Source organism: Nonomuraea sp. NPDC050404, from assembly GCF_040655495.1.
Classification (GTDB): domain Bacteria; phylum Actinomycetota; class Actinomycetes; order Streptosporangiales; family Streptosporangiaceae; genus Nonomuraea.
In genome coordinates, this window is record NZ_JBFAKB010000004.1 from 111,302 (window position 1) to 125,031 (window position 13,730).

The 13,730-nt window shown below is 69.8% G+C and carries 13 protein-coding genes; 7 read left to right on the plus strand and 6 right to left on the minus strand.

The genetic code is table 11. The annotated features are described in order from the left end of the window. Nucleotides 1-78 precede the first annotated feature (78 nt). The 5 genes from AB0I81_RS12110 to AB0I81_RS12130 are packed head-to-tail and all read right to left on the minus strand — an operon-like array spanning nt 79 to nt 4,414. Nucleotides 79-1,053, minus strand: coding sequence for a branched-chain amino acid ABC transporter permease (locus tag AB0I81_RS12110; protein ID WP_360654226.1), 975 nt, complete (start codon nt 1,051-1,053; stop codon nt 79-81). Then, nucleotides 1,050-1,910 (minus strand): branched-chain amino acid ABC transporter permease, encoded by an 861-nt coding sequence (locus AB0I81_RS12115; protein WP_360654229.1) that lies wholly within the window; start codon nt 1,908-1,910, stop codon nt 1,050-1,052. Before AB0I81_RS12115 ends, AB0I81_RS12110 begins: the two co-directional genes overlap by 4 nt. Next, on the minus strand, nt 1,907-2,566 hold the full coding sequence (locus AB0I81_RS12120; RefSeq protein ID WP_360654232.1) for an ABC transporter ATP-binding protein: 660 nt from the start codon (nt 2,564-2,566) through the stop codon (nt 1,907-1,909). The genes AB0I81_RS12115 and AB0I81_RS12120 overlap by 4 nt, the downstream gene beginning before the upstream one ends. Continuing rightward, nucleotides 2,563-3,318, minus strand: a complete 756-nt coding sequence (locus AB0I81_RS12125) for an ABC transporter ATP-binding protein (RefSeq protein ID WP_360654235.1) — start codon at nt 3,316-3,318, stop codon at nt 2,563-2,565. Before AB0I81_RS12125 ends, AB0I81_RS12120 begins: the two co-directional genes overlap by 4 nt. Nucleotides 3,319-3,322: 4 nt before the next feature. Continuing rightward, nucleotides 3,323-4,414 carry an ABC transporter substrate-binding protein gene (locus AB0I81_RS12130; RefSeq protein WP_360654238.1) on the minus strand — a complete coding sequence of 364 codons (1,092 nt, stop codon included), beginning with the start codon at nt 4,412-4,414 and terminating at the stop codon, nt 3,323-3,325. Nucleotides 4,415-4,615: 201 nt separating this feature from the next. On the opposite strand from AB0I81_RS12130, the gene AB0I81_RS12135 reads away from it, so the two are divergent. From AB0I81_RS12135 to AB0I81_RS12145, 3 genes are read left to right on the plus strand one after another with little or no spacing between them, the layout of a single operon-like run. After that, nucleotides 4,616-5,407: a PaaX family transcriptional regulator C-terminal domain-containing protein gene (locus AB0I81_RS12135; protein ID WP_360654241.1), complete on the plus strand. Its 792-nt coding sequence runs from the start codon at nt 4,616-4,618 to the stop codon at nt 5,405-5,407. 42 nt (nt 5,408-5,449) lie between these two features. Next, the gene (locus AB0I81_RS12140; protein ID WP_360654244.1) at nt 5,450-6,922 is read left to right on the plus strand and encodes a long-chain fatty acid--CoA ligase; all 1,473 of its coding nucleotides are present in this window, start codon (nt 5,450-5,452) and stop codon (nt 6,920-6,922) included. Nucleotides 6,923-6,928: 6 nt separating this feature from the next. Further along, nucleotides 6,929-8,032 (plus strand): 5-methyltetrahydropteroyltriglutamate--homocysteine S-methyltransferase, encoded by a 1,104-nt coding sequence (locus AB0I81_RS12145; protein WP_360654247.1) that lies wholly within the window; start codon nt 6,929-6,931, stop codon nt 8,030-8,032. A gap of 80 nt (nt 8,033-8,112) precedes the next feature. On the opposite strand, the gene AB0I81_RS12150 is transcribed toward AB0I81_RS12145, so the two are convergent. Next, nucleotides 8,113-9,360 carry a Gfo/Idh/MocA family oxidoreductase gene (locus AB0I81_RS12150; protein ID WP_360654250.1) on the minus strand — a complete coding sequence of 416 codons (1,248 nt, stop codon included), beginning with the start codon at nt 9,358-9,360 and terminating at the stop codon, nt 8,113-8,115. A gap of 74 nt (nt 9,361-9,434) precedes the next feature. On the opposite strand from AB0I81_RS12150, the gene AB0I81_RS12155 reads away from it, so the two are divergent. The 4 genes from AB0I81_RS12155 to AB0I81_RS12170 all read left to right on the plus strand — a co-directional run bounded on the left by AB0I81_RS12155 (nt 9,435) and on the right by AB0I81_RS12170 (nt 13,703). Beyond that, entirely contained in the window at nt 9,435-10,592 is a 1,158-nt protein-coding gene (locus AB0I81_RS12155) for an ROK family transcriptional regulator (RefSeq protein ID WP_360654253.1), read from the plus strand. A gap of 129 nt (nt 10,593-10,721) precedes the next feature. Continuing rightward, entirely contained in the window at nt 10,722-11,969 is a 1,248-nt protein-coding gene (locus AB0I81_RS12160) for a sugar ABC transporter substrate-binding protein (RefSeq protein WP_360654256.1), read from the plus strand. Continuing rightward, a complete protein-coding gene (locus AB0I81_RS12165; RefSeq protein ID WP_360654259.1) occupies nt 11,966-12,895 on the plus strand; it encodes a sugar ABC transporter permease in 930 nt (309 codons plus the stop codon). The genes AB0I81_RS12160 and AB0I81_RS12165 overlap by 4 nt, the downstream gene beginning before the upstream one ends. After that, nucleotides 12,888-13,703, plus strand: coding sequence for a carbohydrate ABC transporter permease (locus AB0I81_RS12170; RefSeq protein ID WP_360654262.1), 816 nt, complete (start codon nt 12,888-12,890; stop codon nt 13,701-13,703). Before AB0I81_RS12165 ends, AB0I81_RS12170 begins: the two co-directional genes overlap by 8 nt. Nucleotides 13,704-13,730: the final 27 nt, after the last annotated feature.

The window sequence follows — 13,730 nt, forward strand, 5'->3', positions numbered from 1 at the left end:
CGTCATCCAGTGTTACGCGCAGATGTCAGGACTGAAAGGGGACGTTCATGAGAGACCGGTGATTTCACCGATACACACCTACCGACGCCTCGTGAGAGCACGCGGCAGGCGGCGGGAAATGGCGGGTACCAGGCCGTGGGGCATGAAGAGCACGACCACGATGAGCACCAGGGCGTACACGGCGTACGACAGGACGCTCGGTGCGTACGTCGGCATGCCCGGCAGTGCGGCCAGTAGGTCCAGGCCCTGCACCAGGAGGGTGATGGCGGTGGCGCCGACCACAGCGCCCCAGATTGTCCCGAGGCCGCCGACCACGGCCATCACGATGTACTGGATCGAGATGAGCACGGGGAAGGAGCTTGGCGCGACGTAGCCGGTGTAGAAGCAGTAGATGCCGCCGGCCAGGCCCGCGAACGTGGCTGACAGGGCGAAGACCACCAGTTTGTAGCGGCCCACCGGGATTCCTGAGGAGGCGGCTGCGGTTTCGCTGGTGGCCAGGGCGCGTAGGGCGCGGCCGGGGCGGGAGGTGATGACGTTGTGGGTGATCAGCATGACCAGGGCCAGGCCCGCCCATGTCATGTACGCGTAGACCGAGGCGCCGATTGCCTCGAAGCCGCCCACACTGAACTGGGGGATGCCCTGGAGGCCGATGTCGCCGCCGGTGAATTCGAGCTGGCCGGCCAGGGAGAGCAGGATGAGTTGCATGGCCAGGGTGGCGAAGGCGAGGTGGTGGCCGCGTAGGCGGAGCAGTGGGGTGCCGATGATGAGGGCCGACAGGGCCGCCGCCGCGGGGGCGGCCAGCAGGCCCACCAGAGGGGGGACGCCGGCCAGGGTGAGGAGGGCGGCGGTGTAGGCGCCGATGGCGTAGAAGGCGCCCTGGCCCAGGGAGACCTGGCCGGCGTAGCCCATGAGCAGGGACACTCCGACCGTGACCATGGCGGCGAGGCCGAGGAGGATGTAGACGGCCAGGGCGCTGTCGTCGAGTACGGCGGGGAGGACGAGGGTGATGGCGGCGACCAGCAGCCCGGCCGTGAGGCCCAATCTTCTGATCATGTCGCCTCCTCCGAGATGGCCGAGCGGCGGCTCGCCTGCACGATCATGACGACGATCATGAGTCCCAGCGCGACCTCCAGCTGGTGCGAGCCGTACCCGTACCCGGCGGCCATGGTCTCGGCCACGCCCAGCAGCAGCGCCCCGGCGAGCGCCACCACCGGACGGGTGAGCGCGCCGAAGACGGCCGCGGCGAAGCCGTTGACGATCAGCGTGACGTCCGTGTCGAACGAGATCGGCCGCAGCGGCGTCACCAGCACCCCGGCGATGCCGCCGAGCAGTCCGCCCAGCGCGAACGCCAGCAGGCCCATCCGCCGCACGTCGATGCCGACGACGCGGGCGGCGTACGGGTTGGAGGCGCACGCGGTCAGCGCCTTGCCCAGGTAGGTGCGGCCGAAGAAGAGCGCGAGCAGCGCGAACGTGGCCGCCGTCACGCCGATGACCAGCAGGTAGTGCGTCTGGATGTGCGCCCCGGCCAGGGTCACCGAGCCGGTCAGGCCGGGTGCGGAGCGCGGCTGGTCGCCCCACAGGACGATCTCCACGGCGTACGCGAGCACGCCCACCCCGAGGGTGACGATCAGGGAGGACAGCGGGGTGGTGCCGGGTCTGCCGATCGCGACCAGGCCGGTCAGCAGGCCCGCCAGTGCCGCGGCCAGGACGGCGGCCACCTCGCTGACGCCGTGCGGGAAGCCGAGGCCGAGGAGGGAGGAGGTGCACAGGCCGGCGATGACGGCGAAGGTGCCCTGGGCGAAGTTCACCACGCCGGTGACGCGGTGGATGGTGACCAGGCCGCTGGCTATGAGGGCGATCGCGCAACCGACCGCCAGCCCGTTGAGGAGATATGTCAGGAAGGCACTCATGTGATCGCCCCGCCCAGGTACGCGCTGGCCACCCGTGGATCGTCGGCCAGTTCGGCGCACTCGCCCGAAGTCACCACCTGCCCGGACTCCAATACGTACGCCCGCCCGCACAACTCGAACGCCAGCCGCGCGTTCTGCTCGATGAGCAACACGGTCAACCCTTGGGACCGGTTCAGCTCGGTCAGGTGGGCGGCCAGGTCGGCGGTGACGTTGGGGGCGAGCCCGAGCGACAACTCGTCCACGACCAGCGCGTCGGGCCGCGACATCATGGCCCGCCCGAAGGCGACCATCTGCTGCTCACCCCCGGACAACACCCCGGCCCGCCGCGAGGACAACTCGGCCAGCCGGGGGAGCAGGTCGTACACGAGGGAGGGGTCGCGCAGGCCGGAGCGCCAGCCGCCGAGCGCCAGGTTGTCGGCCACGGACAGGTCGGGGAAGAGCTGGCGGCCCTCGGGGATGAGCGCGAGCCGGCCGCCGACCTCGACCGTGCCGGACGTGGGCCGAAGCAGGCCGGCCAGGGTGCCCGCCAGGGTCGACTTGCCCGCGCCGTTCGGGCCGAGCAGGGCGACCATCTCGCCCTTGGCGACGGTCAGGCTCACGTGTTCCAGCGCGGTCGCGGTGCCGTACGAGACCACCAGGTCCTGGACCTCGATCATGCGCTCTGCCCGAGGTAGGCGGCCAGCACCAGCGGGTCGGCCCGCACCTGCGCCGGTGGGCCGTCGGCGATGACGCGTCCCAGGTCGAGCACCACGACGCGGTCTGCGAGCCGGGTCACGAAGGCCACGTCGTGCTCGATGAGCAGGATCGTCAGCCCGTCCGCCCGCAGTTCCTCCACCAGCGCGGCCAGCCGTTCGCGTTCCTGGCCGCGCAGCCCGGAGGCGGGCTCGTCGAGCAGCAGCAGCCGGGGTCGCGCGCACAGGGCGCGGGCGAGTTGCAGCGCGCGCTGCTGGCCGATCGGCAGCAGGTCGGCGGGCCGGTCGGCCCACTCGGACAGCCCGACCCGTTGCAGGGCGGCATCAGCTTCGGCGGCGATCTGCCGTTCGTCGGCGCGGTGTCCGGGCAGTCGCAGCGCCGCCGAGAGGAAGCCGGCGCGAGTGTGCCCGTGCGCCCCCACCATGACGTTCTCCCTGACGGTCATGCCGCGGAAGACCCGGGCCGCCTGGAAGACGATCGACATGCCGAGCCGGGCCCGACGGTGCGGCGCGAGGCGGTCCACGCGCTGCCCGAGGAAGGAGATCCGGCCGTGGTCGGCCGCCAGATGCCCGGTGATCAGGTTGAACAGGGTGGACTTGCCGGCGCCGTTCGGGCCGATGACGCCGCAGACTTCGCCGTCCGCGACGTCCATCGAGACGTCGCGGACGGCGTAGACGCCCCCGAAGGAGCGGGAGACCCCGGTGACCGTCAGCACGCCTCTACCCCTGCGCGTTGACGGTCTTGGTGAGTTGCTCCTTGGCCCACTCAGTGGGTACGAACTGGCCGTCCTTCACCGTGTTGACCGAGATGTACTCCGGCGACAGCCCGGAGTGGTCGGTGGCGGAGTAGCGGAAACGCCCGTTCGGCGTGATCAGGTCCATGCTCTCCAGCGCCTGCTGCACCTTGACCTTGTCGGTGCTGTTCGACTTCCTGATCGCCTCGAACAACAACAACGAGGCGCTGTAGCCGTCCTGCGCGAACTGCGGCGGCGGATAACCGTGCTTCTGCTCGTACGGCCCCGCCATCTGGTCGATGACCTCCTTCTGCTTGCCCGCGGGCAGGTGGTCGCCGACGACCCCGATGGCACTCTGCACGGTCATGCCCTCGGCCGCAGTGCCCATCGGCTCCAGCCACAACTTGCTGGCCTGCGAGGCGGTCAGGAACAGCGGGGTCTTCAGCCCGGAGGCCACGTACTGCTTGGCGGCCGTCACGCCGGGCGCGCCCGAGCCCCAGAACACCAGCGCCTCGGCCTTGGAGTCGCGCACGTGCTGGAAGACCGGGCTGAAGTCGGAGGTGGTGGTCTCGTACGGCTCGTCCACGGCGATCGTCACACCGTACTTGGGCGCCATCGCCACCATGGACTCGTGGCCGGAGACCGAGTAGGCGCTCTTGGAGTCCCAGGCCACGGCGATCGTCTTGATGCCCTCCGCCTGGATGTACTGCAGGTAGCGTTCGGCGTACATGCTGGACAGGGCCGGAGTGACGAAGATGTAGGACTTGATCGGCTCCACCTGCTCCTGCGCCGGGGCCAGCGACAGGTACGGCATCTTGTCGCGCTGCGCGAGCGGCTCGACCGCCAGCGCCGAGTTGGAGAACACCGGCCCGATCAGCGCGTCGATCTCGCCCTTGATCTGGTTGTAGGCCACGATGCCCTGGTCGGGCGCGGTCTTGTCGTCGCGCGAGACCAGCTCCACCTTGCGGCCGAGCAGCCCGCCCTGCGCGTTGACCTGCTCGATCGCCAGCTCGACCGCCTTCTTGTCCTCGCTGCCGAGCGGGGTGTAGTTACCGGTCAGCGAGACGATCAGACCCACTTTGATGGGATCCGACTGGCCACCGCCGGACCCGCCCCCGCCGCCACATGCCGTCACGGCTAGCAACAGGCAGACCAGAGACGGAAGAAACCTGCGCATCAGGACCTCCTGGGCCGGGTGGCCCCAAAAGTAGGCAGGTACATTACGGCTGTCAATAGAGTGCCTAATTTCCGGAGACAAGCTGTTATGCGGCCTCAATCGGTGATTCTCACCTTCCTCGGAGACCACGTATATGGCCGGCGGATCTGCGTTTCCTCGGGCAGCTTCATCGAGGCGTTCGGCAAGGTCGGGATCTCCGAAGAGGCCACCCGTTCGACGCTGACCCGGATGGTGCGGCGCGGGTTGCTGCGCCGGCAGCGCGCGGGCCGGCGCATGTACTTCGGCCTCACCCCGACCAGCGCGGACGTGCTCAGGGACGGGGAGCGGCGGCTCTGGCACAGCGGCGTGGTCAACGACGCAGACGAGGACAGGTGGACGCTGATCGGCTTCTCGCTGCCCGAGTCCTGGCAGCGGCAGAGGCACGAGTTGCGCTCCAGGCTGGTGTGGGCCGGGTTCGGGCCGCTGCAGAACGGCCTGTGGATCGCTCCCGGCGAGGTGGACGTCGCCGGGGTGGTGGAGGACCTGGGCGCGAACGTGAAGGTCTTCGCCGCCGAGCCCCGGCACCCGACCGACATGCAGGCCCTGGTCGGCGACGCATACGACCTGGCCGGGCTGGGCGGCCGCTACCGGGAGTTCCTGAGCCGCTGGGACCGGGCCGACCCCGCGCCCGACGCTCCCGACGACCTGGCGCGATCGCTGATGTTGCTCACCGGCTGGTTGCAGATCATCAGGACCGACCCGCGCCTGCCGCTGCGTCTCCTGCCGGACGACTGGCCGGCCGAGAAGGCGCAACGGGTCTGCCACACGCTGCACGAGCGGTTCAGGCCGCAGGCGGCGCGTATCGTGGCGGATCTGCTCGACACCGTTCCCGACGAAAGTTGGGCAGAACGGTGACAGCAATCGCAAATTGGCCTAACTTGGGTCGAGGAGTCGCCGATGCGGAATCAGGGGATTGGCTCGTGGCCGGCGCGCAGGGCACGCATGACGCCCGACAAGGTCGCGCTGTCGTACAAGGGACGTGACTACACCTACCGTGACCTGCTTGAACGCGTGAACCGGCTGGCCTCGGCGCTGGACGTGCGGCGCGGCGAGCGGGTCGCCTTCCTCGGGGCCAACCAGCCCGCCTTCGTGGAGACGTTCTTCGCGGCGGGGCTGCTCGGGGCCGTGTTCGTACCGCTCAACACCCGGCTGACCGGGCCGGAGCTGCGCTTCATCCTCCAGGACGCCGACCCCGCGCTGCTCGTGCTGGGGGAGGAGCGGGACGGCGACGGGCTGCCCGGCCGCCTCCTGACGGCCGCGGACTACGAGGATCTGCTGGCGTCGGGTTCGCCCGAGCCGATCGACGAGCCGGTGAGCCAGGACGACGTGTGCCTGATCATGTACACCTCGGGCACCACGGGCCGCCCCAAGGGCGCCATGCTCACCCACGCCAACCTCACCTGGAACACGGTCAACCTGCTGGTGGACGTGCCGCTGGCGCACGACGAGGTGGCGCTGGTCGGCGCGCCCCTGTTTCACATCGCGGCGCTGGGGCAGGCGCTGGTCCCTGGCATGCTCAAGGGCGCGCGGGCCATCCTGGAGCCGACGTTCGACGTGGAGCGCGCCTTCGACCTGATCGAGTCCGAGCGGGTGACGTTCATCGCCGGGGTGCCGACCATGTTCAGCTTTCTCGCGCGTTCGCCGCGCTGGCGGGAGGCCGACCTGTCGAGCCTGCGGCACCTGCTGTGCGGGGGCGCGCCGCTGCCCGAGCCGCTGATCAGGGCTTACCAAGAGCGAGGGCTGGCGCTCTTGCAGGGGTACGGCATGACCGAGGTCTCGCCCGGCGCGCTGTTCCTCGGGGCCGGGCGCTCGCTCGACAAGGCCGGCACGGCCGGCGTCCCGTGCTTCTTCTCCGACGTGCGGCTGGTCGCCCCCGATGGCTCGCCCGCCGCGATCGGCGAGCCCGGCGAGTTGTACGTCCAGGGCCCCAACGTGATGCCCGGCTACTGGCGGCGTCCTGAGGAGAGCGCCAAGGTGTTGTCCGAGGACGGCTGGTTCCGCTCGGGGGACATCGGCGTCGCCGACGAGGACGGTTACGTGCGCATCTCCGACCGGGTCAAGGACATGATCATCTCCGGTGGCGAGAACATCTATCCCGCCGAGGTGGAGAGTGCTTTGTACGAGCACGCCACGGTCGCCGAGTGCGCGGTGATCGGCGTGCCGGACGAGAAATGGGGCGAGGTGGGTAAGGCACTGGTCGTGCTGCGTCCCGATGTGACGGCCGAGGCGGAGGAATTATTACGGCACCTGGACGGCCGCCTGGCCCGCTACAAAATCCCGAAATATCTGGAATTCGTTGCTGAACTGCCTAAGAACGCGGCGGGCAAGCTCATCAAGGCCCCGCTGAGAAAGCTCTACGGAGGAGGATGATCCACCATGCGTACCTCACCGCCGTTCCGAGCCGACCACGTCGGCAGCCTGCTGCGCCCGCCCGCGCTGCTGACCGCTCGCGAGAGCCTCACCGGCGACGCGCTGCGCGAGGCCGAGGACGAGGCGATCAGGGACGTGGTACGCAAGCAGCGCGAGGCCGGCCTGCGGAGTGCCACGGACGGGGAGTTCCGCCGGGCCTCCTGGCACATGGACTTCATCTACCGCCTCGACGGCATCGGCCAGGCGTCGGACGAGAACATCACGGTCCGCTTCCACAACGCGAAGGGTGACATCGAGTTCACCCCGGCGGCGCTGCGCGTGCACGACCGCATCCGGCTCAGCGAGCCGATCTTCGCCGACGACTTCACGTTCCTGCGCGACACGGTCGAGCCGGGCGTGACGCCGAAGCTGACCATCCCCTCACCGAGCATGGTCCACTACCGGGGCGGGCCGGCCGCCATCGACCCGAAGGTCTACCCGGACGTCGAGGAGTTCTGGCGGGACCTGAGCGCGGCCTACGCCGAGCAGGTACGCAGGATCGGCGCGCTCGGCTGCACCTACCTGCAGTTCGACGACACGAGCCTGGCCTACCTGAACGACCCGGCGCAACGCGCGGAGCTGGCCGAGCGCGGCGATGACGCCGAGCACCTGCACCTGCGCTACATCAGGCAGATCAACGCCGCGCTGGCCGCCAAGCCGGCGGGCATGACGATCACCACGCACATGTGCCGCGGCAACTTCCGCTCCTCCTGGGTCGCCTCGGGCGGCTACGACTTCGTGGCCGAGGCGCTGTTCAACGAACTGCAGGTGGACGGGTTCTTCCTGGAGTTCGACGACGAGCGCTCCGGCGGCTTCGAGCCGCTGCGGTTCGTGCCGCCCGGCAAGATGGTGGTGCTCGGGCTGGTCACGACCAAGAGCGGCGAGCTGGAGTCGAAGGACGCGCTCAAGCGGCGCATCGACGAGGCGGCCAAGTTCGTCGACCTCGACCAGCTCTGCCTGTCGGGGCAGTGCGGCTTCTCCTCCACGGTCGAGGGCAACGAGCTCACCGAGGAACAGCAGTTCGCCAAGCTGCGCCTGATCGTCGAAACCGCCCAGGAGGTATGGGGGTAGTCAGAGGGTGACCGCGGAGGCTGGAGCGTGACCACGGGCGTCAGAGGGTGACCGCCGAGGCTGGAGGGTGACCACGGGCGTCAGAGGGTGACCACGGTGGCGGTGTGGCGGGCTTGTTCTGCCGCCCACACCACCCGGTGCGTCATCAGGCTCTGCGCCGCGTCCGAGCGCAGCAGCGACGCGTCGCCCGAGGCGACGGCGGCGAGGAAGGCGTCCACCAGCCCCTCGTCGCCACCGCCGTGCCCGTCCGCCGCCGACGGCCCGGACGGGTCCTGGGTCTCGACGGTCTCCTCAAGTCCGGTACGGAAGTCGACCACCCGAAGCGTGATCCCGTCGCCGTCGATGTAGCCGTGGGTGCCGAACAGCCGGGTGCGCCGGTGCTCCATCGGGGTGAAGGCGCTCATCGTGAACGTGCACGTCGCCCCGTCGTCGAACTCCATCACCACCTCCTGGTGATCGACGACGTCATTGTCGCAGGCGTACACGCAGCGCCCGTACGGTCCCGTGCGCAGCGCGTCCAGCACCTCCTCCTCCGTCCGCCCCGGCGTCACGGCCGACAGCGGCCAGAACTCGCTGTCGGGATCGCCGAGACAGCCCAGGTAGAGCCGCGGCGCCGAGTACGGGCAGGACGGCTCCAGCGGGCAGTCCAGGCACCGGTCGGCCGCCGCCGCGGGCCGCTCCTCGGCGCGGAAGTGCGAGAGCGAGCCGAACGACGACACCCGGGCGGGCGGCCGGCCGAACAGGTGGACCAGCCAGTCGATGTCGTGGCACGCCTTGGCCAGCAACATCGGCGCCGAGGTGTCCTGGCGCCGCCAGTGCCCGCGTACGAACGAGTGCGCCTGGTGCCACCACCCCACAGGTTCCAGGTGCTGCACGCTGACCAGCCGCCCGATGCGCCCCGAGTCCAGCAGTTCCCTGACCACCCGCGTGTAGGGCGTGTAGCGCAGCACGTGGCAGACCGCCAGCATGATGCCGTTGCGCCCGGCCGCCTCGGCGATCATGGCGGACTCGCGTTCGGTGGTGGCCATCGGCTTCTCCAGGAGAATGTGGTAACCGAGGTCCGCCAGCGTCACCGCGGGGTCGGTGTGCAGCCGGTCGTGGGTGGCGATGATCACCGCGTCCGCCAGCCGCCCGGCCGCCGCCAGATCCTTCCAGTCCTCGTAGACCCGCTCGGGCGCGATCCCGAACTCCGCGACGAACGCCGCCCGGCGCTGCGGGTCGGGTTCGGCCACCGCCACCACCCGTCCCGCGCCCGTGGCGTGCGCGTGGCGCGCGTAGGTCAGCCCTCGCAGGCCGCCTCCGACGACGGCTAGAGTCACCTCAGTCATGGAACCTTCCCCCGACTAAATATCATGGAGAGCATCATTATTCGGTCTGAGAAAGCCGACGACAAGGGGGGCCGATGGCGGCGGAGCTGAGCGGCGGGGACCTGTCCAGGTTGCGGCAGCTCAACGCGCTGGCCGTGATCAGGGCGCTGCAGGGCCGGCCGTCGCTCACGCTCACCGAGGTCGCCAAGCGTACCGGCCTGTCGCGGGCCTCGACCGAGGACGTGGTGCGGGAACTGCTGCAGAAGGGCTGGGTGGCCGAGGCGGGCGCCACGGCGGGCGGGGTGGGCCGCCCGGCCAGGCGCTACCGGTTCAGGGCCGACGCGGGCCGGGTGCTCGGCATCGACATCGGCGGGCACAAGATCCGCGCGGTGGTCGCCGACCTGGACGGCGAGGTGCAGCACGGCGTGCACGTGCCCGTCACGCCCGAGATGGGCCGGCTCGAACGCCTGGAGGCGGTGGACAGGGCCGCCGCCGAGTGCCTGGCGGGCGCCGGGCTGACCGGCGGCGACGTGTGGGCCACCGGTGTCGGCACGACCGGCCTGGTGGACGGCGGCGGCAAGGTGATGTTGTCGGACGCGCTGCCCGAGTGGACCGGCGTGGACCTGGCCGCGCACGTGCGCCGCCTGGCCCCGGCCCCGGTGCTGGTGGAGAACGACAGCAAGCTCGCCGCGCTGGCCGAGTGCTGGCGCGGGGTGGCCCGGTACGCCAAGGACATGGTGTTCCTGCTGGCCGGGCTGCGTACCGGCGCGGGCCTGGTGATCGACGGCAAGCTGCACAGAGGCTTCGCCAACGCCTCGGGCGAGATCGGCGCGCTGCCGGTGCTCGGCTGGATCCGCGCGCAGGAACACCTCGCGGCCGCGGGCGAGGATACGGACGGCGAGGCGGTCTCCGGGGGCGAGGCGGGGGACGTGTTCGCCGCCGCGCGGGAGGGCGACAAGGCGGCCGTCGCGGCGGTCCGCCGTTACGTCAAGGACCTCGCGCTGGGCGCGTCCGCGCTGGTCCTGACGCTGGACCCGCAGATGGTCGTGGTCGGCGGCGGCTTCTCGCGCTCGGCCGACGTGCTCATCGAGCCGCTCAGACGCGAGCTGGACCGCTGGTGCATCCGCACCCCCGAGGTGCGCATGTCGGCGCTGGGCGACGAGGCCGTGGTACTCGGCGCCGTACGCCTCGCGCTCGACGACGTCGAGGACCGCCTCCTCGACGGCCGCACCCCGCTCGCCGTCCGCCCATAGCCTCGTGCAGCCGCCCGGAGCCTCGTGAGCCATCCGTGAACCTCGTGAGCCATCTGTAACACAGCCACTCTTGCAACCAATTTCACTGGACTCCATTATTACTCCCACGTTCTAGGAGAGGACCGGGAGATGTGGAAGTCGGCACGGAGCGGTGCGGCCCTCCTCTGCGCGGCACTGCTCGCCTCCGCGTGCGGCGGCGGTGAGCAGACCGGCGCGGACCCGCAGGGGAAGGTGACGCTGTCCTACGGCGTCTGGGACGCCACCCAGCAGGCCGTCATGCAGGAACTGGCCGCGGAGTTCGGCAAGAGCCACCCGAACGTCACCGTCAACGTCCAGCTCACCCCGTGGGTCGACTACTGGACCAAGATGAAGGCCGCGGTCACCGGCGGCGCGGCGCCCGACGTCTTCTGGATGAACGGCCCCAACTTCCAGCTCTACGCCTCCAACGGCGTGATCAAGCCGATCGAGGGCCAGGTGGAGACCTCCGTCTACCCCAAGGCCCTGGTGGACCTCTACACCTTCGAGGGCAAGCTGTACGGCCTGCCCAAGGACATGGACACGGTCGGCGTCTGGTACAACAAGACGCTCTTCGACGCCGCGAAGGTGAAGTACCCGGCCGACGACTGGACCTGGGCAGACTTCAAGGAGACCGCGGCCAGGCTCACCGACGCCAAGAAGGGCGTGTACGCCGTCGGGGCGCAGCTCACGAGCTTCCAGGAATACCAGTACAACACGATCTACCAGGCCGGCGGCCACGTGATCTCCCCGGACGGCAAGCAGTCCGGCTACGCCGACCCCAAGACGATCGAGGGCCTGAAGTTCTGGACCGACCTCATCGCCGCCAAGCAGTCGCCCGACCTCAAGACCATGACCGACACCGCCCCGCTGCAGCTCTTCGAGGCCGGCAAGCTGGCGATGTACTGGGGCGGGTCGTGGAACGTGGCCGAGTTCGGCAAGAACGACTACACCAAGGACAAGGTGGACGTGGCCCCGCTGCCCAAGGGCGAGAAGCAGGCCACGATCATCCACGGCGTCGCCAACGTCATGTCGGCCAAGACCGAGCATCCGGCCGAGGCGCAGGAGTTCGTCAAGTTCCTGGGCTCCAGGCAGGCCGCCGACATCCTGGGCAAGAAGGGCCCGATCCCGGCCTACGACGGCACCCAGCAGGACTGGGTCAAGGCCCATCCCGAGTGGAAGCTGCAGACGTTCCTGGACGCGGTCGCCTACGCGGTGCCGTACCCCGTCTCCAAGAACACCGCCGCCTGGCAGGAGGCCGAGCTGACCCACCTGACCAAGGCGTGGACCGGCGAGGTGCCGGTCGAGCAGGCCGCCGCCGGGCTCGCGGCCGGCATGAACGACCTGCTGGCCAAGGAGTGACGCGCAAAAACGCCGCCCACGCGAGCCGGCGCCGCAGGTCGCGGGCCGAGATGTGGTGGGGGTACGCCTTCATCGCCCCCACCGGGCTCGGCCTGGCGATCTTCTACCTGTGGCCGGTCGCGCAGACCGCGTACTTCTCCTTCACCGAGTGGGGCGCGTTCGGCGGCCACACGTGGGTCGGCCTGGAGAACTACGCGCGGCTGTTCGGCGATCCCGAGGTGGGGCAAGCGGTGCTCAACACGATCACCTACACCGTGCTGGGCCTGGTCGGGATCCCGCTGGCCATCGTGTTCGCCGCGTTGCTCAACCGGCAGGGGCTGGGCGGCGTGAGCCTCTACCGGACGGCGTTCTTCCTGCCCGTGGTGACCATGCCGGTCGCGGTCGCGATGCTCTGGCGCTGGCTCTACAACGGCGACTACGGGCTGGTCAACCAGGTGCTCGCGGTCGTCGGCATCGACGGCCCCAACTGGATCGCCGACCCGGCCACCGCCCTGTACGCGCTGGTCGTGGTGGGCATCTGGAGCAGCGTCGGCTACAACCTGATCATCTTCCTGGCCGGGATGCAGGCCATCCCGAAGGAACTGTACGAGGCCGCCTCGATGGACGGCGCCGGCCGGGTCCGCCAGTTCTTCAGCATCACGCTGCCGATGTTGTCGCCGACCGCGTTCTTCATCTCGATCGTCTCGGTGATCGGCTCGCTGCAACTGTTCGACCTGGTCTTCGTCATGACGGGCTCCGGGCAGGCGGCGCGGGCCAACCCGGCGTACTCGCGGCTGCAGACCGTCGTGCAACTCTTCTACGACCGGGCCTTCGTCACCAACGACCGCGGCTACGCCGCCGCCATCGTGATCGGCCTGCTCCTGCTCATCGCGGCGCTGACGGCCGCGCAGTTCCGGCTCCAGCGCAGGTGGGTGCACTATGTCTGAACGCCGGCCGTACGGTGTGCACGCCGTGCTCGTCGTCTCCTCATTGCTGATGGTGGCCCCGTTCGCCTGGCAGATCATCACCTCGCTGAAGACGCTCAGCAGCGCCACGGCGGTGCCGCCGACGTTCCTGCCCGAGGGCCGCTGGGACAACTACGCCAAGGTCTTCGACCTGCTGCCGTTCGGCGAGCAGTTCCTCAACACGGTGCTGATGGCCGCCGGCCGGGTGACCGGGCAGGTGCTGTTCTGCTCGATGGCCGCCTACGCCTTCGCCCGGCTCCGCTTCCCGGGCAGGAACGTGCTGTTCGGGGTGTTCCTGTCGGTGCTCATGGTGCCGCCGCAGCTCTTCGTGATCCCGCAGTACCAGATCATGTCCTCGCTCGGCTGGCTCAACAGCCTCCAGGCGATCATCGTGCCGGGGCTGTTCAGCGCGTTCGGGGTGTTCCTGCTGCGGCAGTTCTTCCTCGCGCTGCCGCGCGAGATCGAGGAGGCGGCCCGGCTCGACGGCGCGGGTCCCGTGCGCATCTACTGGTCGGTCATGTTGCCGCTGGCCAGGCCGGGACTGATCGCGCTGGGCATCCTGACCCTGTTGTGGGCGTGGAACGACCTGTTCTGGCCGCTGGTGGTCAATACTGACCCCGAGAAGATGACGCTGTCGGCGGGGCTGGCGGCGTTGCAGGGCCAATACCAGACCGACTATCCGGTGCTGATGGCCGGCTCGCTGATCGCCTCGCTGCCGGTGATCGCCGTGTTCGTGTTCCTCCAGCGGCAGTTCATCCAGGGCATCGCGCACACCGGGACGAAGGGCTGAGGCCCCCGGCGCCAGCCGGGGGCCCCG